This window comes from Jeotgalibaca sp. A127, from assembly GCF_052266745.1.
Classification (GTDB): domain Bacteria; phylum Bacillota; class Bacilli; order Lactobacillales; family Aerococcaceae; genus Jeotgalibaca.
The window spans coordinates 212,310-233,880 of sequence record NZ_JBQPRC010000004.1; the positions used below are offsets into that span (position 1 = coordinate 212,310).

The following is a 21,571-nucleotide window of genomic DNA, read 5'->3' on the forward strand; positions in this document are numbered from 1 at the left end:
ATGGGGACCTCCTTCAGGATAGTTGGACAGTGTTTATTTCAATACGCTATCCAAAGCAACCAACATCATGTCATCAAATGTACGTTCACGCTCTTCAGAAGTGGTTTCGTCACCCGTCAGGATGTGATCACTAATAGTTAAAATCGCAAGTGCATTTACATGATGTTGCGCTGCCAACATATAGAGGCCTGTCGCTTCCATTTCGATTGCCAAGACACCATAGTCAGCTAGTTTCTTTGTGTTTAATTCTTGATTATAAAAACGGTCTGAGGAAAGAACATTACCAACATGAATGTTTAAGCCACGTTCTTTAGCTGTATTGTAAGCATCATATAGCAAGTTGAAACTCGCAAGCGGAGCAAAGTTTACTTGATTATTGAAAATATTAGAGACAACACTTGAATCCGAAGTTGCGCCTTGTGCTAAAACAATGTCACGGATATGAACATCTTCTTGGATACTTCCCGCCGAACCTACACGAATTAAGTTTTTAACACCATACTCGGTAATGAGTTCATTCGCATAAATCATAATGGATGGAAGCCCCATTCCTGTACCTTGAACCGATACGCGTTTACCTTTGTAGGTACCAGTGTATCCAAACATGTTGCGGACAGAATTGTACTGAACTACGTCTTCCAAGTATGTTTCAGCGATATATTTAGCCCGTAGTGGATCCCCTGGTAATAAAACTGTTTCTGCTATTTCTCCTGGTTTTGCTGCAATATGTGTACTCATAAATTAATCCCCACTTTTTCTTAATATTTTATTTGCTTGCTCTTTTCTTTCTTTGAACTGGCTATACATCTCATCAAAATCATCCATGTGATTAGAATATTCACCACTCAACTCCAGATAATCCGCTAATATGTAGTAATCAGAATGATTTCTGGGAAATCCAGTATCTTTGTCTAACTTGTTTGCAAACTGGACCATGGAATCTTTTTTGTTGCGATCCCTGAAAGTCATTGCAAATTGATAAAATTGCTGGTCCATTTTTCCCCTCCAGTCTATTCATTATTCTTATTGTAGCAAATTTTCTTTTGTTATGGTTATGATAAAGGTGTATTCTGCAACATCTTTATCGATTTTCTCAAGTTTTATTCTCTGTATGGCATCGGTTTGAATTTCAGAAAGCAAAATTATAATCATCTGTGCTTTCGAATCAATCAAAATGGGTATTTCAGCATCCAGTTGGGTCGCAAGTAATTGCAATACTTGTGCGATAGGTAACGTCAGTTTACCTAGTTTAACATCATTAACTTTTAATTGGAGATTTCCGTCCTCCATTGCGAACGGATCCGCCTCAATTTGATAGCTAGTCTCAAACCCAAACACAGATAACTCACCTAAAACTAGTAGCGCTTGGTCTGAAATTTTAATTTGGGGGACACGCTCAGTTGCGCTATTTTCACTTATTGCGAATTGTAATAACTCTTCTAAATCTTTATTTTCCAAGGTTATTGTCGCTGCAATCGTATCTTTATCGTTTTCTGATACTGTGCTCTTATTCTCAAGTGCTATTTCGTTCACATCATTGTCTATGGGTTTCAATAAATTTAAGGCATAGAAAATGGCTCCAATATTTATTGAAAGCAAAAGTATAAAAGCCCATTTCCACCCGGCATTTGAACGTTTTCCCCGTTGCTTAAACACGCAATCACCCTCAATCTAAGACTACTTGTTTTTTCTAATTCTAGCACTAAATGTGTTATACTTCTATTAGATATGTTCGAAATAAACATGAGCGACGAAATATGGAGGTTAACCTATGTCAAATCAAACACTTGAAATCAAAAAAAGCGACCTTGTCATGGAAGTTCTAAACGCAATTACCCATGGAATTGGCACCCTACTCAGTATTGTCGCGTTAGTATTTTTGGTTGCTAAAGGGATACAATCGGGTGATGGCATCCATTTGACTGCCTACCTCGTTTATGGCATATCCATGATCCTGTTATTTCTTGCATCCACACTCTATCATAGCTTTAGTTTTACCCGATTCAAAAACATTTTTCACTATATCGATCATGCTGCTATCTATCTGTTGATTGCTGGGAGCTACACCCCCTTTTGTTTAATAGCACTGGAAGGAACCCAGGCGAAAGTATTATTTATTTCAGTTTGGGGGATTGCCTTGGTTGGGGTAGTCCTTAAAGTGTTTTTCGTGGGAAAATATAACAAGCTTTCGACTATTTTGTATTTAATGATGGGTTGGCTCGCAATATTCTTAATTAAACCAATTAGTGCATATTTAGGAACAAGTGGATTAACCTTGATGATATTAGGTGGTTTAGCCTATAGTTTGGGTACTATATTCTATAGTATTAAACGATTCAAATTCATGCATGTCATTTGGCATCTTTTTGTTCTTGCAGGGGCTGCCTTCCACTATTTCACAGTATTACTTTACGTCTAAAAAAACCGGAAAATCTGTAAAAGATTTTCCGGTTTTTTTATTTTCTTTTGAATGTTTGAAAACGATGTGCGTATTTATTCTTTTCGTCAACGGTTCCTTCAGTTTCTTCAACTAATTCCCATTCGTCCCAATTTACTTCAGGAAAAAAAGTATCACCATCGAAAGTACCACTTATTTTTGTTCGTATAAGAACATCGGCTTCCGGAAGGAACTTTTTGTATATCTCGCTTCCACCAATTACATAAATATCCTCATCGGGTAAAGCATTCAAACTGTTTATCACAACCGCACCAGGTGCTTCGTAATCATTTTGGCGTGTCAACACATAATTTTTGCGATTTGGTAACGGACGGCTCCCCATACTTTCAAAAGTTTTGCGACCCATGACAATGGTTTGTCCATTTGTTGTGGTTTTAAAAAATTTTAAATCATTTGGAAGGTGCCATGGCAGTTTGCCGTCTTTTCCAATCGCCCCTGCATCATCTTCAGCCCAAACCAGAACGTACATTTATACCCCTACTTTCCTATACCGCAATCGGTGCTTTAATCCTAGGATGACTCTTATACCCCTTGACGACAATATCATCTTTCTCCATGTCAAAGATGGATTTTTCCGGGTTTTTAATAACCAGTTCAGGTAATTCATACACTTCGCGGGATAGTTGCTCTTTAATTTGATCCATATGGTTTAAGTAAAGATGTGCATCCCCAAAAGTATGGATGAATTCTCCCACTTTTAAGCCTGTCTCATTCGCAATAAGATGCGTTAACAAAGCATAACTAGCAATATTAAAAGGAACACCTAAAAATACATCCGCACTCCGTTGATACAGCTGACAACTCAATTTTCCATCAGCAACAAAAAATTGGAATAAAGTATGGCAAGGTGGTAAAGCCATATTTGGCACGTCTTCTGGATTCCAAGCTGACACAATTAAGCGCCTGGAATCCGGATTTGTTTTAATCATTTGAATAACGTCCTTGATTTGATCAATGGTCTCCCCTTGCGTTGTTTTCCAATGACGCCATTGCGAACCGTATATATTCCCCAGCTCGCCATATTTTTCAGAAAAGATATCATCAGTTAAAACTTTCTCCCTGAACGCGGATAGCTGTTCTTGATAGACTTCATTAAACGCTTCATCCTGTACTGCTCGCCTACCAAAATCCGTCATATCAGGCCCTTGGTAATCAGTTGATTTACTATAACGTTCAAAAGCCCATTCATCCCAAATGTGATTATTATTTTCCAGTAAGTAACGGATATTGGTGTCCCCTTTTAAAAACCACAGTAATTCGCTTTTAATCAGCCCAAACGCGGTTTTTTTAGTTGTCAGAAGCGGGAATCCCTTTTGCAAATCAAAACGCATCTGATAGCCAAAAATGCTCTTTGTGCCGGTTCCGGTTCGATCTGATTTCTCGACCCCTTCATCCAGTATTTTTTGTGCTAGCTCAAGATATTGTTTTGTCATCTTCGATCCTCCTTACTTTCATATTTATTCGGCAACAAATTGGCTCAAATACTCATATCGTTCCCACTTGGCAGCTAATAATGCTTCTTGTTTTTCTACTTCGCTTTGTAGCTCACCGAGTTTGATAAAGTCTGATGCATTTTCCAGCATTTTTTCTTTCATGTCCGTAATATCTTCTTCCAAGAGCATTAATTCTTCTTCGATTCCTGCCCATTCTAACTGTTCACTGTAAGTTAACTTAACTTTTTCTTTTGATTCAGTTATTTTTGGTTTTACCGATTCCAATTTAGATTGAGAAGGTTGATTGAGTTCAGATTCAACTTCTAAATAGTCAGTCATGTTTCCAAAATACAAGAAAGGACCATTCATGCCATCTACGATGAGTAGATTGTCGACTACTTTATCCAGGAAATAACGGTCATGGGATACGACTAAAGCTGCGCCTTGGAAACTTGTCAAATAGTCTTCCAAAACGGTCAGTGTTTCTATATCCAAATCATTTGTCGGTTCATCGAAAAGCAAGACATTGGGTTGATTCATCAGTAATTTCAGCAAATACAAACGACGTCTTTCCCCACCCGACAAAGTGCGAATCAAACTTCCATGCATTTCACGTGGGAATAAGAAGGTTTCAAGCAATTCCGTTACACTCACCCGCGTACCATCGGCTATTTTCGCTTCTTCTGCAACTTCCTGTAAGTAATTAATGACACGTTTGTCTTCAGGGAATGGTTCCATAATTTGACGGTAATATCCGATTTTAACGGTCTCACCTATTGTGAGTATGCCCGATTCAGGTTCAACTTCACCAGCCAGCATTTTCAGGAATGTCGTTTTCCCTGAGCCGTTTTTACCTACAATACCGATGCGATCACTAGCCTGGAAAATATGATTGAAATGCTCAAGCACAATTTTTTCTCCAGCTTTTAACGTGATATCTTCCAATTGGAAAACACGCTTGCCCAGACGGGAGCTGTCAAAATTGATTTCCAACTGTTGATCATCAACGTTTGATCCTTTAACATCTTTTTCCAAATCTTCAAAACGATGAATACGTGCTTGTTGTTTTGTCGTCCGAGCTTTGGCGCCTTTACGCATCCAGGCAAGTTCACTCTTATATAATTTAGCTTGTTTTTCAGTCATTTTTTGCTGAATGGCTTCACGTTCGGCCTTTTGCTCTAAATAAGTAGCATAGTTCCCTGAATAGCTCTCAATTTCGCCATTCTTTAATTCCAACATCTGATTTGTAACACGCTCAAGGAAATAACGGTCATGGGTTACTAATAATAAAGAACCCTTATACTGAGCCAAATATTTTTCCAACCATACAATAGCATCCACATCTAAGTGGTTGGTAGGCTCATCCAAGAGAAGTAAGTCAGGTGCCTGCATCAGAACCTGTGCTAAACCGACACGTTTACGTTGCCCACCAGAAAGCTCACCAATTTTTTGTTCGAGATTCTCAAGTCCCAATTTATTCAGTATCGTTTTGAATTGGACTTCTGCCTGCCAGGCGTCATTCGTATTCATCTCTTGTTCAGCACGTGAATAGGCTTCTTGATTGCTGACATTATCGCTGTCAGCGGTTAGACGTGCCAGTGCTTCTTCATAGTGGCGAACAGTCTTTATCAATGGGGAATCGCTGGAAAAGACCGTTTGAAAAATGGTTTTTGATTCATCGAAATCTGGTTCTTGTGGTAAATAGTTAATACGATAGTCATTTGCTTTTTCAATTTTTCCTTCATCAGGAGTGTCTAATTCGGCAATAATACGCATTAAAGAACTTTTTCCACTACCATTCTGACCAATCAGTCCTACATACTCTCCCTCACGGATTGTGAAGGAGATATTTTCAAATAGTTGCTTTATACCATGGGATTTAGATAATCCAATTGCTTTCAAATCTTTCATATTTAGGTCAACCCTCAATTTCTATCAATTACTGTATTTCCATCCTACAGTATATCGCACCTTGGACTTTAGAACAATCCAACTACGGTTCCATCCTCCAGGACATTCATATTTAAAGCTGCCGGTTTCTTAGGCAAGCCTGGCATCGTTAATATGTCACCGGTCAGAGCGACAATGAAGCCAGCACCAATTTTTGGTACAAATTCCCTAATCGTGATCGCAAAATTTTCGGGACGAGCTAATTTTTTAGGGTTATCTGATAAAGAATATTGTGTTTTCGCCATACAGATTGGTAAATGGCTCCAACCATGTGTATTGAATTGCTTCATTTGTTGACGTGCTTTTGGACTAAAGATGGCTTCGTTTCCACCGTAAATCTCTTTAACAACCTGATTAATTTTTTCTTCAATGGTTGTGTTTGGTGCATCATATAAAGGCGTGAATTGGCTTGCATTATCAGTCGCCTCTATCACGGCCTGTGCTAATTCCAAGCCTCCTTCAGGACCTTTACCCCATACATCTGCAATTTTACAAATTACACCAAGACGTTTACATCCTTCTTGTACCACAGCAATTTCCTCGCCAGTATCCTGGGTAAAGGCATTAACGGCAACAATGACAGGCAAGCCATATTTCTTCATGTTACTGATATGCTTTTCTAAATTAGAGAAGCCTTTTTCCACTGCAGATGGATCTACCGTATCTTTCAAATCAGCAACTTTAATGCCACCATGCATTTTTAGGGAGCGAATCGTCGCGACGATGACAACGGCATCCGGGGCTTTTCCTAAAACGGGCACCTTGATATCAAGGAATTTTTCTGCCCCCAAGTCAGCTCCAAAACCGGCCTCGGTTACCACATAGTCAGCTAGTTTCAAGGCCGTTTTCGTTGCAATGACACTGTTGCAGCCATGGGCAATATTGGCGAAAGGTCCACCATGCACGAATGCTGGAGTATGGTAAAGTGTTTGAACCAAATTAGGTTCCAAGGCGTCTTTTAAGATGAGTGTCAGTGCACCTTCCATTTTCAAATCACGAACAGTTAGTGGTTCTCTCGTACGATTATATCCAAAAACGATATTCCCTAAACGATTCTTCAAATCCTCCATTGAAGTCGCAAGACACAAAATAGCCATGATTTCACTGGCTACAGTGATATCGAAACCATCTTCACGTGGCACACCATTTGTAGGACCACCCAATCCTACAACGATATTCCTCAAAGCTCGGTCATTCACATCCATAACACGTTTCCAAGTAATCCTTCTCGTATCGATATCAAGTTCGTTTCCTTGTTGGATGTGATTATCAATGAAGGCTGACAATGCATTGTTGGTGGCGGTAATAGCGTGCATATCCCCAGTAAAATGTAAATTTATTTCTTCCATAGGCTGAACTTGGGCAAAACCACCTCCAGCAGCCCCACCCTTCATACCCATCGTTGGGCCCATTGAAGGTTCGCGTAAAGCAATCATACTTTTTTTGCCCGCTAAAGCTAGTGCGTCACCCAAGCCCACCGTCACAGTCGATTTACCTTCGCCTGCAGGCGTAGGATTGATTGCTGTTACCAGAATTAATTTACCATCCTGTTCATCATTTAATTTTTCGATGGCGCCCCAGTCAATCTTCGCTTTATGTTTACCATATAATTTTAAATCATCAGGATCTAGATTAATTTTTTCAGCAACTTCCACAATCGGTACCATTACATTTTCTTGTGCGATTTGAATGTCTGTTTTCATCATTGCATCCTCCAAATGAGTATTTTCCTATATCTTAACAAAAAAACCTCAAACTGGGTATATCCAGTTTGAGGCAAAATACGACTATTCGACAAACAAACCTGTGGTGTTTCCTATAGGAAACACGAACAATACACCGGTTCCTGGATCATCCAATCGGAATTCTTCGTTTATACTCTTACTGATGGAATAGGATTTTTCTCTTTTTGCTATCATCATAACGAGTTCTTTTTCTGGTTCAATGTCATTAATAAACAGACTGTGTTCCACAACATGGGATCCTCTGGCATGGAAGATAGTACCTCCGGTAGAGCCACCTTTTTCAGCCGAGGCAATCACAGCCGCATCTTTCCCAGAAGGAACGATCGCCCAGATTGCATCATATTGATCACCGGAATTCTCATAAGTTGTGCCTGACTCCACTAATCTATTTTTAAATAAACCATGGATTTCATTAACATCGAAAGTAAATAAGATTCCCGAATTAGCTTTTTGAAGGTTTAGGTTTTTAGACAGTTTTTGCTTTAATTCTGAAACTTTACTCGCCGGAACGAGCATTAAAACAGTTTCTTTTTCATCTTGGGTAGCCAAATTAAATATTTTGCGGGAATAATCAGCTGAGCCATGTGCAGGCAGAATGGTTCCCCCAAAATAAGCATCATCATTTGTGAGCTCAACGATATCTTCACCAGTTCCTTTATTGACTACAATACAGACACCCACTACACCGGATGTTAGTTTCGCATCTTCAAGTTGGACTTCCGGTGCTTTATGCGTGATGCCAAGACAATGTGACAAGGCAACAGAGAATATGATGCCACTATTACGCTTGTCGAAATTGAACTTTTCATTAAAAGATCGGATGTGTTCTTTTTCTTTTATAGTCGGAACAATAAACAAAAGAATTTCCTTGCTAACTTCCCCCAATTCCAACATCTGAAGGATTGCACTTGGAATCGTACCCCGACCGTGTAAACTCGTATATCTTTTGATTCCAAGTGATTTTGCAAATTGAATAATACGTTGTGCTTTCGTTCGGTTCACAATGACCGCTAACAAGCTATAATTGCCATCTAAGTGACTAGTCATATATATCTTCCTTTCCTAAGCGAGCATCGTTCTTAGTGCGGAGACGGTATAATAATCCTAACGCCTGGACCGTTACCAATGGTGTCATAGCCACAAGTGCAATAACACCAAAACCATCTGTTAAAACATTGGCAGAAGGGTTAGATTCCGCAACGCCCTGGGCAAATGGCAGAATAAATGTCGCAGTCATCGTTCCCGCTGCTACACCACCCGAATCAAATGCTATCCCTACAAAAATATCTGGAACCATGAATGACAATACAATTGCAATAATGAGACCTGGCAAAAGGATGTGCCATAACTGTAGAGAAGGAATAATGATTCTTAAAATGGATAACCCAACCGCTAACCCAACACCAAGTGCCAAGCTTAACATTACTGTTCGGGCTTTGATAGCACCCGCTGTTTCTTCTTCAATTTGGTTCGTCAAAACATGGACGGATGGTTCTGCAGGTATAGTAAGAACACCAAAGATAATTCCAACCACAATGACCCATAAATTACCTTTTGTTTCAGATAACAGAAAACCAACGCTTCGGCTGGCATCCATGAAACCAGCATTTACACCAGTCAAGAATAAAATCAAACCGATGATGGTGTAGACTAATCCGATATTAATACGAATCATTTGCCGTTTACTTTTCTTTAAGCTAACGGCATTCAAAATGTAAAAGAGAATCAGGACAGGAATTAACGATAGCAAGGAGTCCCGAGTTGTTATCGGTAGTTGCTCGATAAAAGCACCCCACACTCCTGTGGCCTGAATGGTATCAACAGGGATTTCTCCTGATAAATTGCTGTCCGGACTTACAATTCCCATTACTAATATTCCCAATATGGCTCCGGTTGAGGCAATCCCCAACAAACCAAAACTGTCCGTGTCTTCTTCAAGGCCACTCCGTGTAATAGCAGATGCCCCACCTGCTAGTGCCAACATGAACGGAACAGTAATCGATCCGGTAGTAGATCCTGATGCATCAAAAGAGATGGCTAAAAAATCACCGGAATTAAAAAGAGCCAAAATAAAAATAATGCCATAGACAACAGCTATAAATCTATTTAAGGGGACGCTCTTTAAAATACGGTACATCCCTAAAGCTATCATTAATCCAATTCCCAGCGAAACGACGATCACTAATGTCATTTGAGGAATGGCATTATTAGTAACAGCACTTACTTGTTGCGCTAATATATGTAAATCTGGTTCGGCTACAGAAATGATAAAGCCAAATAGAAAACTTCCGATCATAACAATTTTCATCTTATTCGTTTGAATAAGCGCCTGACTCATGTCTTCTCCTATTTTTTCGATACTTATATCGACACCTCTAAGAAATAAAGGCATACCAATCATTATAAGAACAGATCCAATAATAAACCGATAAATTATTTCAGATTCAATCGACACTACAAAGAAATGTAACAACAAAATCGAAACGATGATTGGAATAATTGAAAGTGATACCTCTCTAAACTTTTCTGTTAACGCGTTCAATTTAACCTACTCCCTTCGAAAATTTCACCCTAGAAGTATAACATATTTTCAACTTTTCGTCTAAAGATTGACATTCAATATTGTTATTTTATAGCGGTGATGGTCTTAAGGAGAATAGCGCCATCCAAATTCATCATGATAAATCATTTGGGTTTTCATCCCACCATCAACGATAAATTCTTGCCCTGTTATAAAGCCTGATTTCTGATCATCCAACAAGAATTCTACCATGGACACTATATCAGTCGGTTTTCCTACCCGTCCTACGGGATGCTGTAAATGGTCACTTTGAGAAAGTGGAAATGATTCACTTTGGTACTGTAAAGAAGAGACGTCAATCCAGCCGGGACTTATAGCATTAACCCGAGCTCTCGTCTTTAAACTATTTGCCAAAGCGTGTGCCAATGACAGAATCGCTCCTTTAGATGTTGCATACGTTTCATTATTTTCCATACTTTGAGAATGACGCGTAGAAGAGAGGAGGATAATACTCATGTCATCCGAAAAATAATCTTGCAGGTGTTTTACTAAATAGTAGGCTGAACCAACATTGACTTGAAATGTTTCCATAAAATCCGCGTAGCTCGCATCACTCTTCAGACCACCTTTGTCAATAGCAGCATTATGGATGATTCCATGAATAATTTCAGTCTCACTTTTTATTAATGAGATAAATCGCTTTAAGTCTGCTTCCTTGGCTAAATCGCCATACATAAAATGAAGATGCGGATCGGAAAGTTTTCCTTCTAAAGCTTTACCAGCTGCTTCATCTCTATCTATTACAAATAAATCGACATTCGTGTGCAGACATTCTACGATTGCACGACCAATGCCGTTTGCGCCACCTGTTAATACAACTGCTTTTTTCATCTGTTTACCTCCTAAAAAAAAGATTAAAGCACCTCGTTGAGATGCTTTAATCTTAGTTATAAAAGTTTAGATATTCAAGTTTGAGCTGCCTGGATTTACTTATCTTCGTCCAACTTAAGAACAGCCATAAACGCTTCTTGTGGCACTTCAACGGATCCAACTTGTTTCATCCGTTTCTTACCTGCTTTTTGCTTCTCCAACAATTTACGTTTACGTGAAACGTCACCACCATAACATTTTGCCAAAACGTTTTTACGTAAGGCTTTGATGGTTGTACGAGCCAGAATTTTATGCCCGATTGCTGCTTGAATAGGCACCTCAAATTGTTGACGCGGGATTAATTCACGTAATTTCTCTGTAATGGCACGGCCACGACTAAAAGCAAAGTCACGGTGAATAATCGAGCTCAAGGCGTCAACCTGTTCGCCATTTAAAAGAATATCCATCTTCACTAATCTACTTGGCTTATAGCCAATCAGTTCATAGTCCAAAGACGCATAACCTTTTGTACTTGATTTTAACGTATCAAAGAAATCAAAGATTATTTCTGCCAATGGAATTTCATAAACAACATTAACTCGAGTATCATCCAAGTAATCCATCGTCATAAAATTCCCACGTTTTTTTTGTGCAATTTCCATTACCGCACCAACATAATCATTAGGTACCATAATTGTTGCCTTCACATACGGCTCTTCAATTGTTTCTACTTCCGTTGCATCTGGTAATTCAGATGGGTTATCGATAGAAAGAGTCGTCCCATCGGTTTTTTGGATGTGATAGATAACTGATGGTGCAGTTGTAATGATATCCAATCCGAATTCACGCTCAATCCGTTCCTGAATTACATCCATATGCAACATTCCCAAAAATCCTGTCCGGAAACCGAATCCAAGTGCTTGCGAGGATTCTGGTTCGAATTGCAAGGATGCGTCATTTAATTGTAGTTTTTCCAACGCTTCTCTTAAGTCGTTGAAGTCAGAAGAATCAACAGGATAAATACCACAATAAACCATCGGATTTAATTTGCGGTAACCTTCCAAAGCTTCTTTAGTTGGATTGTTGGCCAACGTTACGGTATCCCCAACCCGAGCATCCTGGATGTTCTTGATGCTGGCCGTTACATACCCTACATCTCCAACCATTAGATAGTCACGTTTGATAGGTTTTGGAGAAAAGATTCCGACTTCAGTAACATCATATTCTTTGCCACTTGCCATCATGCGAATCTTATCACCAGGACGTAAAATACCATTCTCAACTCGGATATTCAATACTACCCCACGATACGAATCATAGGCTGAGTCAAAAATAAGTGCTTGTAGTGGTTCTTCCAAATCCCCTTTAGGAGCTGGGATTTTATGGACGATTTCTTCTAGTAATTCAGAAATACCGATACCTGCTTTTGCACTAGCAAGGACTGCTTCACTCGCATCAATACCGACAACATCTTCAATTTCCGTTCTGACGCGTTCAGGGTCTGCAGCAGGTAAATCAATTTTGTTGATAACCGGCACAATCTCTAAATCATTGTCGATAGCTAAATAAACATTTGCCAACGTTTGTGCTTCAACACCTTGGGCCGCATCCACAACAAGGACTGCCCCTTCACACGCCGCCAAACTACGGGAAACTTCATATGTAAAGTCGACGTGCCCAGGCGTATCAATCAAGTGGAAAATATATTCCTCACCATCTTTGGCCTTGTATGTAAGTTCTACGGCATTCAATTTAATTGTAATTCCGCGCTCACGTTCCAAATCCATGGAGTCCAATAATTGTGCCTGCATTTCCCGTTCTGCTACTGTGTGGGTTTGTTGCAGAATCCGGTCTGCCAATGTGGACTTCCCATGGTCGATATGAGCGATAATGGAAAAGTTCCTTATCTTCTTTTGTCTTTCTTTCATCTGCTCTAAATTCATATATTTGCTCACTTTCTGGAAACCTATTATTCTAAAATTATACCAAGACTACGAGAAAGTAACAAGCTAACAAAGAGCTACTACCAAAAATATAGGGTAGTAGCTCCTTGAAAAAATTAGTTAGCAACGATATTTACAAGTTTACCGGGAACAGCGATAACTTTCCGGACTTGTTTTCCATCAATTGCTTCTTTCACTTTCTCGTCAGCCAATGCAATACCTGTCAGCTCTTCTTTTGAGGCAGCTGCTGGAACGTTGCGGCGTGCTTTCACTTTACCATTTACCTGAAATACAACTTCAACCTCATCTTCAACCAAGTACTTTTCGTCATAAGTCGGCCAATCAGCTTTTGTTACACTCGTTGTGTGCCCCAATTTCTTCCAGATTTCTTCCGTCATATGTGGTGCAATTGGTGCCAGAACTTGAACAAACCCTTCGATATATTCAATCGGTAAAGCATCTACTTTGTTTGCTTCGTTAACAAAAATCATCATTTGTGAAATGGCAGTATTAAAGTGCAATTGTTCATAGTCTTCCGTTACTTTTTTAATGGTTTGGTGGTAAACCTTATCCAGTTCGCCACGGTTCACTTTAGTAATGCGGTCACGAACATTGCCTTCTTCATCGATGATTAAACGCCATGCCCGATCCAGGAAACGACGGCTTGCTTCAATCCCTTTTTCGCTCCAAGCTGTACTTGCATCCAGTGGTCCCATAAACATTTCATATAGACGTAACGTATCTGCACCATATGCTTCCACGATATCATCAGGATTTACTACGTTCCCTTTAGATTTAGACATTTTTTCGTTGTTTTCACCCAGAATCATCCCTTGGTTGAACAATTTTTGGAAGGGTTCTTTTGTTTTTACGATGCCTAGGTCATAAAGGAATTTATGCCAGAAACGCGCGTACAACAAGTGAAGTACCGCGTGCTCTGCTCCACCAATATACAAATCAACATTTTGCCAGTATTCCATCGCATCTTCTCCAACCAACGCCTCTTCGTTGTGTGGGTCCATGAAACGCAAGAAGTACCATGAGCTACCTGCCCATTGAGGCATCGTATTTGTATCACGACGACCTTTCAAACCTGTTTCTGGATCGGTGACATTAACCCAATCAGAAATGTTTGCCAACGGAGATTCCCCCGTACCACTTGGCTTGATTTTATCCGTTTTTGGAAGTAGCAATGGCAATTCTTCTTCAGGAACAGTTGTCGTTGTTCCATCTTCCCAGTGAATAACAGGAATTGGCTCACCCCAATAACGTTGACGGGCAAATAGCCAGTCACGCAGACGGTAAGAAACTACGGATTCCCCTACGCCTTCTTTTACTAACCATTCATTCATTTGGCTAATTGCCGTTTCTTTATCCAATCCATTCAAAAATTCAGAGTTGATATGTGGACCATCACCTACAAATGCTTGTTCAGAAACATTGCCACCTTCCAAAACCGCAATGATTTCCAATCCGAATTTTGTTGCAAATTCATAGTCACGTTGGTCATGTGCGGGAACAGCCATAATCGCTCCAGTACCATAAGTAGATAGAACATAATCAGAAATCCAGATAGGCATTTCTTTTCCGTTTACAGGATTGATTGCGTAAGCTCCGGTAAATACTCCTGTTTTTTCTTTTGCCAAGTCTGTACGATCCAAATCACTTTTTGTTGCAATGGAATCAACATAGGCTTTCACTTCCGCCGCTTGTTCTGGGCTCATAATTTCTTGAACCAGTGGTAGTTCTGGTGCCATGACCGCATAAGTTGCTCCAAACAATGTATCCGGACGTGTTGTGAAAACAGTGAATTCCTTGTCAGTGTCCTTAATTTTGAATGTGACATTCGAACCTTCAGAACGTCCAATCCAGTTACGTTGCATATCTTTAATGCTATCTGGCCAGTCTACAAGTTCCAAATCTTCCAGCAAACGCTCTGCGTAGGCAGTAATTTTAAGCATCCATTGACGCATTGGTTTACGATATACTGGGTGGCCCCCACGTTCGCTCACGCCATCAACAACTTCTTCATTCGCCAAAACGGTTCCCAATGCTGGACACCAGTTAACGGAAACTTCTGCTTCATAAGCCAAACCTTTTTCATAAAGTTTAGTAAAAATCCATTGGGTCCATTTATAGTAATCTGGATCTGTCGTATTAATTTCACGATTCCAATCATAACTGAAACCTAGTGATTGAATTTGACGTTTGAACGTTTTGATATTATGCGCTGTAAACTCGGCAGGATCATTTCCTGTATCCAATGCATATTGTTCCGCTGGCAAACCAAATGCATCCCATCCCATTGGATGAAGAACATTAAAACCTTGCGCACGTTTCATCCGAGCGACAATATCTGTGGCAGTGTAGCCTTCAGGATGCCCTACATGCAAACCCTGTCCAGAAGGATAAGGAAACATATCCAAAATATAGTATTTTGGTTTTTCTGAGGGCTGTTCCGTTTTGAATGTTTCATTAGCCTCCCAATATTTTTGCCATTTTTTTTCAATCGTATTGTGATTATAAGACATGACTATTCTCCTTTAGTGATCATTTTCTCAATAAAAAAACCTATAGACTTCCCCCTTTGGAAAGTCTATAGGACGAATTTTCGTGGTACCACCTATAATTAGTTCTCTTCATGCCAATAACGCGACGAGACGGTAATGCTTACTCAAAAAATTCAGCATTACAACTTATAGGTGAGTTCAAAAATGTCATCCATGCATTTTCACCGTCCATGCACTCTCTACAGGAATCAATCTCCTACTAATCCTATTCACAGTTTTTTTATTATTTGCCTTATTTTAGCAGATGAAGCAGGTATTTTCAAGAACCCTTACTTGACCCGTAGATTTTGGCCTGGATAGATTGTATTGCTCGTAATATCGTTCCATTCCATCAGTTGTGTTACAGAGATACCGTTGATGCGAGCGATAGTATAAAGTGTATCTCCAGATTTAACTGCATAACTGGTTGTCGAAACTGCCTTCTCAGCTTTTTCTATTACTGGGGTATTAGCCTTCAACACCAAGCCTTGTCCTACAAAAATAATATCGGAAGATAGATTGTTCCACTCTTTTATTTGTGCAACACTGACGCCGGCATTTGTGGCTACTTTATATAAAGTATCTCCCTGTTTAACCGTATAGTTTTGTCCACTTACTGCAGTTTCCACGGGTTGCTGCTCCACAACGGTAGCTTTATTAGAAAACAGTACTTGACCTGGATAAATGATGTCTGAACTTAACTGATTGACACTTTTTAACTGTGAGACAGTCAATTCCAGTTGAGAAGCAATTTTATAAAGGGTATCTCCATTTTTAACCGTGTAACTGGAAGTCGTTGTTTCTTTTTGAACAGGCGGCGTCACGGGCGTTACAGTCTTATTATCCGTTTCAGTAACTGTAGTGGTCGTTTTACCGGTAACTAAAGTTTGTCCTGGATAGATAATATCCGTTGATAAATTGTTTGTCTTCTTCAATTCTGCCACGGTCACTCCAAACTGAGAAGCAATCTTGAATAAAGAGTCACCCTTTTGAACTGTATAGGATTGTTTGCTTTTTTCTTCTTTAGGGGCAGGCACATTATCCTGCGTTGCTGGAATAGTATTTATTTTCGTAGCTTTCAATTGTTGGCCAGGATAAATCACATCTGATTGTAAGTTGTTCACTGATTTTAGTTCAGCGACAGTTACCCCCAAGTTACTTGCAATTTGGAAAAGTGTGTCACCTTTTTTCACGGTATAATCTGACCCACTAACTATAGGTTTGACTGTTTCTTGCCCAGTCGCCGGTTTAGTCGACGTTGCTTGATTGGAAACTTTAAGTCCTTGTCCCGGATGGATAAAATCACTCTTCAATCCATTCCAATTTTTCAGCTGCGCTACAGTCACATTATATGCCTGACTTATTTTCCATAAAGAATCCCCTGATTTAACTGTATATGTTCCACCGTTAGTTGGTGCAGGCGTTGTTGGTGTTTGCGTTTCAGTTTTAGTATCGGTAACTGGAGTTGGAGCTGGGACTGTGCTTACTTTCAAAGACATACCCGGAAAAATAGTGGCGCTGTTTAATTGGTTCCATTCCATCAATTGAACAACTGAAATTCCATGATTACGAGCAATTCCGTACAATGTATCACCTGATTGAACAACATAACTACCAGTCGGCGCTGGTGTAACTGGTTGGACAGGTGCGGTTTCAACTGCCGTGGATGGCGTGTCATATGTTGCCAGCCCATTGGACTCAATAATGCGATTTAATTTACTTGCATATGCAGTATCTGTCGCATAACGCCCAGTCAAATACTGAGTCGCATCCTGATAAGTTGCAGCATTACTTTTCCAGGCTCCGCTATAATACATGGGGTCCCAATTTGTTCCGTTTCGTAATAATTGCGCATAATCTTCCAATGATTCTGCATATGAAGGATATTTACGAAATTCTGCCTGTATTTGGTAATAGTTTTGATTCCCACTATCTTCCAACGTATTCATGGAGACAGTTTCGCCTTTATAGTCGCCTTTAATGCCAAAAAGGTTATGATTAGGAGATTTAGCTAATGTACTTTGACCCCAAGCACTTTCCAGAATGGCTTGAGCCATCATTACGGAAGCATAGAGATCATTTTTATCTGCAATTTTAGTTGCAGAAGGAATAATTGAATTCAGGAAAGGATTACTGGATTGAACGGTTTGTCCTTTTTCTACCGCATCTACTGCTTTTGTTTGCACAAATGGGGCAGCTAACGTAGAAACAAGAGCAGATGCTCCTACCAAAACCATGCTTTTACGCATTGATGCAGAAGCTTTTCTGATTTTTTTGTTTAAATCAGTTGTATGTTTTTTATAAAAAAATTGTTTTCTAGAACTTTCCAATATGGACCACTCCGTTCATATCTTAAATTTAATTTAATTTTTTCTATAATTATCATTATATAGAGTTTAGCTACCAAATTGGTACATATCTTTTAAATGTTACATTTGTAATGTATTTGTAACAAACATGTGGTTATAATGAATATAAAAAAAGGAAGTGATTTCATGTTGGAAAAAGCTGTTGACTATAGCCACAGCCTACTTAAAAGCACGGTGAGTCCGGGAGATACCGTTATAGATGCTACCGTGGGAAAAGGAAATGATACTATTTTATTGGCTTCTCTGGTTGGAAAGTCAGGGCGCGTCATTGGGTTCGATGTGCAAGAAAAAGCTATTAGGCTGACCCGAGAAAAATGTCTTTTAACTGGTTTATCAGATCAAGTGACTTTGCACCATATTGGTCATGAAAAAGCAGATGAATTCGTACCGGCTAACACCGAACTTGGTGGAATCATCTATAATTTAGGTTATTTACCAGGTAGCGATAAAAGTATTACCACATTGCTTGAATCAACACTAGCAAGCATCCAAAAATTATTACCGCTGCTACGGGTAGGTAGTTTAATGATTTTGGTTGTATATAGTGGACATCCTGAAGGTGAAACAGAAAAAAATGGCGTATTGCACTTCGTAAAAAATTTAGATCAGAACGAATTCTCTGTTTTACAATACGGATTCATTAATCAACAAAATAATCCACCTTTTGTCTTAGCCATTGAAAAAAGAAAAAACGCGTCTTCATCTTAATTTGATGAAAACGCGTTTTCTTATAGTGAAAGAGCTTCTTTCAATGCATCGACTTTATCAGTTTGTTCCCATGTAAAGTCGCTGTCGTTACGGCCGAAATGTCCGTAAGCAGCCGTCTTTTGGTAAATAGGACGACGTAAATCCAACATTTTAATTATACCAGCTGGTGTTAGTTCAAAAGTTTGACGGATTGCAGCGATTAATCTTTCCTCAGAAACTTCACTTGTTCCAAATGTGTCTACTGAAATTGATACTGGTTCAGCTACCCCGATAGCGTAAGCTAATTGAATCTCACATTTCGTAGCAATTTCTGCAGCAACAATATTTTTTGCAATATACCGAGCCGCATAACTTGCGGAACGATCTACCTTAGTCGCGTCTTTTCCTGAGAAAGCACCACCACCATGACGTGCATAACCACCATATGTATCAACGATGATTTTCCGTCCTGTAAGACCCGAGTCACCCTTTGGCCCACCTGTTACGAAACGTCCTGTAGGGTTGATGTAGAATTTTGTATCATTATCAAGTAATTCTGCTGGAATCACTGATGCGATGATTTTCTCCATAACATCATCTTTCAAAGTCTCGTAAGTAACTAATTCATCATGTTGTGTACTCAAAACCACTGTATCGACACGTAGCGGCTTGTCGTTTTCATCATACTCAACAGTAACTTGTGCTTTGCCGTCAGGACGCAAATACTCCATTGTACCGTCTTTTCTGACTTCAGCTAGTCTCTTGGTCAATTTGTGACTCAAACTGATTGGTAGTGGCATTAACTCTTCAGTTTCGTTAATTGCAAAACCAAACATCAAACCTTGATCTCCAGCTCCGATAAGCTTAGTATCTTCTTCAGAAACAACTTCATCCTCACGAATTTCCAAAGCTTTATCAACGCCTAAAGCGATATCGTCTGATTGTTCATCTAACGCTACCATCACCGCTAGGTTATCCGCATCAAAACCGAATTTACCACGTGTATAACCAATCTCTGTAACGGTATCGCGCACAACTTGTTGAATGTTCACATAAGCAGAAGTTGTTACTTCTCCAAATACAAATACCAATCCCGTTGTCACCACTGTCTCACAAGCCACACGTGCTTGCGGGTCCATTGATAGCAGTTTATCCAAAATTGCATCACTAATTTGATCCGCAATTTTGTCCGGATGACCTTCTGTTACAGATTCTGATGTAAATAATTTTCTTTCTTCCATATGTAATTCCCCCATTTTTTTGGTTACAAGGCTTCTCCAACTTAATGGATCCTATCGGGATATTGCTCTCTGCCTTTTAAACAGCAACGGCTATACTATACACTTTTCGCACCCTAATTGCAAGCTATTTTTTTGCCGTCTTGACATCGTGTTCATAATTTGATTAGATGGAGTTTAACAAATTAGCATGCAAGGATGTGTAATATGGACCAGCCAATTACCTTTATTACAAAAACGCTTAATCACCCTTTTTTATCTTGGGTAACACTTCCTATCTCTATAATCATTTTTGGGACTGTAACTGGCGCTAAACAAACGGGTTTTCAACTCCTACCTCTCCTCCTTTTATTTATTTTTCTCTTATTAACAGTTCTCCTGGAACGGCTCCTTATAAAAAAAACGAAGCAACAGCTGCATTCACCTCGACTGCTTAATCATATTTTTTGGATTGCAGTTGCTATCCTTCTGATTTTAATCTGGGCAATAACAAATTGGTTATGTGCCAGTATTTTAATTCTGTATATACTGTTTATCTATTCAGCTTATCATCCTATACTCAAAATGGAACAAACCGTTTTTTATGTCATATTACAGGTGTTCTTTAAAGTGTATATGATGAGCTACATTTCATTTTATATTCAAACAGGTTATTTAGAAGTACCCTTTTTATTATATTTAGTGCCGATTATGTTTTTTCTCCTGGCTATTATCGTTTACCGGCAACGCGGTATGATTAAATATGAAAACAATCGTTACCAGTCTTTTATCGGAATATATTATTTGCCACTGATTATTGGTAGTTATTTAATTGGTGTGGGAGCTATATTGCTCCTTTTGAATATTCAAGGGGCAAATTTGACTCAATTTTTGATTTTTACTGCACCACTCCTGTTATTTTTTATCTTGCTGTTGCTGAAAAAATTTCGTGTTCACATGCGAATGGATAATTACATGAATTTTGTCATAATGGTTACCATTATTCTTTATGCATTTATGGTGAAGTATACATCATAAAAAAACGACGATCAGCTGTTTAGAAAATTGCTGATCGTCGTTTTTTGGCGATTCTGCGCCTATTAGATAGGCGCAAATATTCCATTTGTCGTCTTTTTGGAAAATCACGACGATTAGACCAAACAACAAAACTTAATCGTCGTCTCTACTTAATGGTTCTTGGTTATCTGGTATTGGTGAAGGAAATGCCCTTCGGCCTGCGTGTTTGCTTGTGTACTGCCGTGGGATCGCCCTGAGCCTGTAGTCTCCGGGCTTGCAAGCCTCAAAGGGACCGTAGACGCTGAAGCATCAACGGTCCCTACTTTCGCATTGCATCCTTGACACGGCCACAAGCAACCCCACCGTCCTTCGGGATTTCCGAGAAGAATACCTACCAACACCATAAATAATAGAACCAAAAAAGCTCGGTTAGTCAAAGGACTAGCCGAGCTTTTTTCTTGAAATTAAGCGGGTGAGGAGAATCGAACTCCCATCATCAGCTTGGAAGGCTGAGGTTTTACCACTAAACTACACCCGCGTGGCGGTTCCGACGGGATTTGAACCCGCGATCTCCTGCGTGACAGGCAGGCATGTTAACCCCTACACCACGGAACCGGCTCTTAAAAAAGGAACACTGTGAGCTGGCGCTCAAGTGTTCCATGTTCGTAATGCCGCTAAAGCGTCAACGACCATGGCAATTGCGGGGACAGGACTCGAACCTGTGACCTCCGGGTTATGAGCCCGACGAGCTGCCAACTGCTCTACCCCGCGATAATAAATAATGAAATGGCGATACCAACAAATGGGTATCA

17 protein-coding genes, 3 tRNA genes, 1 riboswitch and 1 other annotated feature are annotated in these 21,571 nt (G+C 39.6%); of the genes, 3 read left to right on the forward strand and 17 right to left on the reverse strand.

Annotation, left to right across the window (positions count from 1 at the left end; translation table 11 throughout):
- Nucleotides 1–33: 33 nt before the first annotated feature.
- The 3 genes from deoD to ACTVAI_RS06625 are packed head-to-tail and all read right to left on the reverse strand — an operon-like array spanning nucleotide 34 to nucleotide 1,656.
- Nucleotides 34–738, reverse strand: a complete 705-nt coding sequence (deoD, locus tag ACTVAI_RS06615) for a purine-nucleoside phosphorylase (protein ID WP_443486217.1) — start codon at nucleotides 736–738, stop codon at nucleotides 34–36.
- Nucleotides 739–741: 3 nt separating this feature from the next.
- Nucleotides 742–996: a YozE family protein gene (locus ACTVAI_RS06620; RefSeq protein WP_443474353.1), complete on the reverse strand. Its 255-nt coding sequence runs from the start codon at nucleotides 994–996 to the stop codon at nucleotides 742–744.
- Between the two features lie 27 nt (nucleotides 997–1,023).
- The gene (locus ACTVAI_RS06625) at nucleotides 1,024–1,656 is read right to left on the reverse strand and encodes a DUF2140 family protein (RefSeq protein WP_443474354.1); all 633 of its coding nucleotides are present in this window, start codon (nucleotides 1,654–1,656) and stop codon (nucleotides 1,024–1,026) included.
- 115 nt (nucleotides 1,657–1,771) lie between these two features.
- Here ACTVAI_RS06625 and trhA point away from each other — a divergent pair, with 115 nt between their 5' ends.
- Nucleotides 1,772–2,419, forward strand: coding sequence for a PAQR family membrane homeostasis protein TrhA (trhA, locus tag ACTVAI_RS06630; protein WP_443474355.1), 648 nt, complete (start codon nucleotides 1,772–1,774; stop codon nucleotides 2,417–2,419).
- Nucleotides 2,420–2,456: 37 nt separating this feature from the next.
- Here the strand turns inward: trhA and ACTVAI_RS06635 are convergent, their stop codons facing one another.
- From ACTVAI_RS06635 to ACTVAI_RS06680, 10 genes are all read right to left on the reverse strand, one after another.
- Complete coding sequence (locus tag ACTVAI_RS06635; protein ID WP_443486218.1) at nucleotides 2,457–2,927, reverse strand: dihydrofolate reductase; 471 nt, start codon at nucleotides 2,925–2,927, stop codon at nucleotides 2,457–2,459.
- A gap of 16 nt (nucleotides 2,928–2,943) precedes the next feature.
- On the reverse strand, nucleotides 2,944–3,891 hold the full coding sequence (locus ACTVAI_RS06640) for a thymidylate synthase (RefSeq protein WP_443486219.1): 948 nt from the start codon (nucleotides 3,889–3,891) through the stop codon (nucleotides 2,944–2,946).
- Nucleotides 3,892–3,915: 24 nt separating this feature from the next.
- On the reverse strand, nucleotides 3,916–5,802 hold the full coding sequence (locus ACTVAI_RS06645; RefSeq protein WP_443486220.1) for an ABC-F family ATP-binding cassette domain-containing protein: 1,887 nt from the start codon (nucleotides 5,800–5,802) through the stop codon (nucleotides 3,916–3,918).
- 68 nt (nucleotides 5,803–5,870) lie between these two features.
- Nucleotides 5,871–7,544 (reverse strand): formate--tetrahydrofolate ligase, encoded by a 1,674-nt coding sequence (locus tag ACTVAI_RS06650; protein ID WP_443486221.1) that lies wholly within the window; start codon nucleotides 7,542–7,544, stop codon nucleotides 5,871–5,873.
- 84 nt (nucleotides 7,545–7,628) lie between these two features.
- Nucleotides 7,629–8,633 carry a hypothetical protein gene (locus ACTVAI_RS06655; RefSeq protein WP_443486222.1) on the reverse strand — a complete coding sequence of 335 codons (1,005 nt, stop codon included), beginning with the start codon at nucleotides 8,631–8,633 and terminating at the stop codon, nucleotides 7,629–7,631.
- Entirely contained in the window at nucleotides 8,626–10,128 is a 1,503-nt protein-coding gene (locus ACTVAI_RS06660) for a DUF1538 domain-containing protein (protein ID WP_443486223.1), read from the reverse strand. The genes ACTVAI_RS06655 and ACTVAI_RS06660 overlap by 8 nt, the downstream gene beginning before the upstream one ends.
- Nucleotides 10,129–10,233: 105 nt before the next feature.
- Entirely contained in the window at nucleotides 10,234–10,998 is a 765-nt protein-coding gene (locus ACTVAI_RS06665) for an SDR family oxidoreductase (RefSeq protein ID WP_443474362.1), read from the reverse strand.
- A gap of 95 nt (nucleotides 10,999–11,093) precedes the next feature.
- Nucleotides 11,094–12,920, reverse strand: coding sequence for a translation elongation factor 4 (gene lepA / locus ACTVAI_RS06670; RefSeq protein ID WP_443474363.1), 1,827 nt, complete (start codon nucleotides 12,918–12,920; stop codon nucleotides 11,094–11,096).
- 116 nt (nucleotides 12,921–13,036) lie between these two features.
- On the reverse strand, nucleotides 13,037–15,451 hold the full coding sequence (gene leuS / locus ACTVAI_RS06675; protein ID WP_443474364.1) for a leucine--tRNA ligase: 2,415 nt from the start codon (nucleotides 15,449–15,451) through the stop codon (nucleotides 13,037–13,039).
- A gap of 65 nt (nucleotides 15,452–15,516) precedes the next feature.
- Nucleotides 15,517–15,712, reverse strand: a binding site (T-box leader).
- Nucleotides 15,713–15,759: 47 nt separating this feature from the next.
- On the reverse strand, nucleotides 15,760–17,799 hold the full coding sequence (locus ACTVAI_RS06680; protein WP_443474365.1) for a LysM peptidoglycan-binding domain-containing protein: 2,040 nt from the start codon (nucleotides 17,797–17,799) through the stop codon (nucleotides 15,760–15,762).
- A gap of 165 nt (nucleotides 17,800–17,964) precedes the next feature.
- On the opposite strand from ACTVAI_RS06680, the gene ACTVAI_RS06685 reads away from it, so the two are divergent.
- Nucleotides 17,965–18,546, forward strand: a complete 582-nt coding sequence (locus ACTVAI_RS06685) for a class I SAM-dependent methyltransferase (protein WP_443486224.1) — start codon at nucleotides 17,965–17,967, stop codon at nucleotides 18,544–18,546.
- 20 nt (nucleotides 18,547–18,566) lie between these two features.
- On the opposite strand, the gene metK is transcribed toward ACTVAI_RS06685, so the two are convergent.
- Nucleotides 18,567–19,766, reverse strand: coding sequence for a methionine adenosyltransferase (gene metK, locus ACTVAI_RS06690; protein ID WP_443486225.1), 1,200 nt, complete (start codon nucleotides 19,764–19,766; stop codon nucleotides 18,567–18,569).
- A riboswitch (SMK box riboswitch) is annotated at nucleotides 19,764–19,839 on the reverse strand. (Overlaps the previous gene by 3 nt.)
- A 131-nt stretch (nucleotides 19,840–19,970) precedes the next feature.
- Here metK and ACTVAI_RS06695 point away from each other — a divergent pair.
- Nucleotides 19,971–20,780, forward strand: a complete 810-nt coding sequence (locus ACTVAI_RS06695; RefSeq protein ID WP_443486226.1) for a hypothetical protein — start codon at nucleotides 19,971–19,973, stop codon at nucleotides 20,778–20,780.
- A 446-nt stretch (nucleotides 20,781–21,226) separates the two neighbouring features.
- On the opposite strand, the gene ACTVAI_RS06700 is transcribed toward ACTVAI_RS06695, so the two are convergent.
- The 3 genes from ACTVAI_RS06700 to ACTVAI_RS06710 form a co-directional block, all read right to left on the reverse strand.
- Nucleotides 21,227–21,297: transfer RNA gene (locus tag ACTVAI_RS06700), tRNA-Gly, on the reverse strand.
- Between the two features lies 1 nt (nucleotide 21,298).
- Nucleotides 21,299–21,374 (reverse strand) — tRNA-Asp (locus tag ACTVAI_RS06705).
- A gap of 83 nt (nucleotides 21,375–21,457) precedes the next feature.
- Nucleotides 21,458–21,530 (reverse strand) — tRNA-Met (locus ACTVAI_RS06710).
- Between the last annotated feature and the right edge of the window lie 41 nt (nucleotides 21,531–21,571).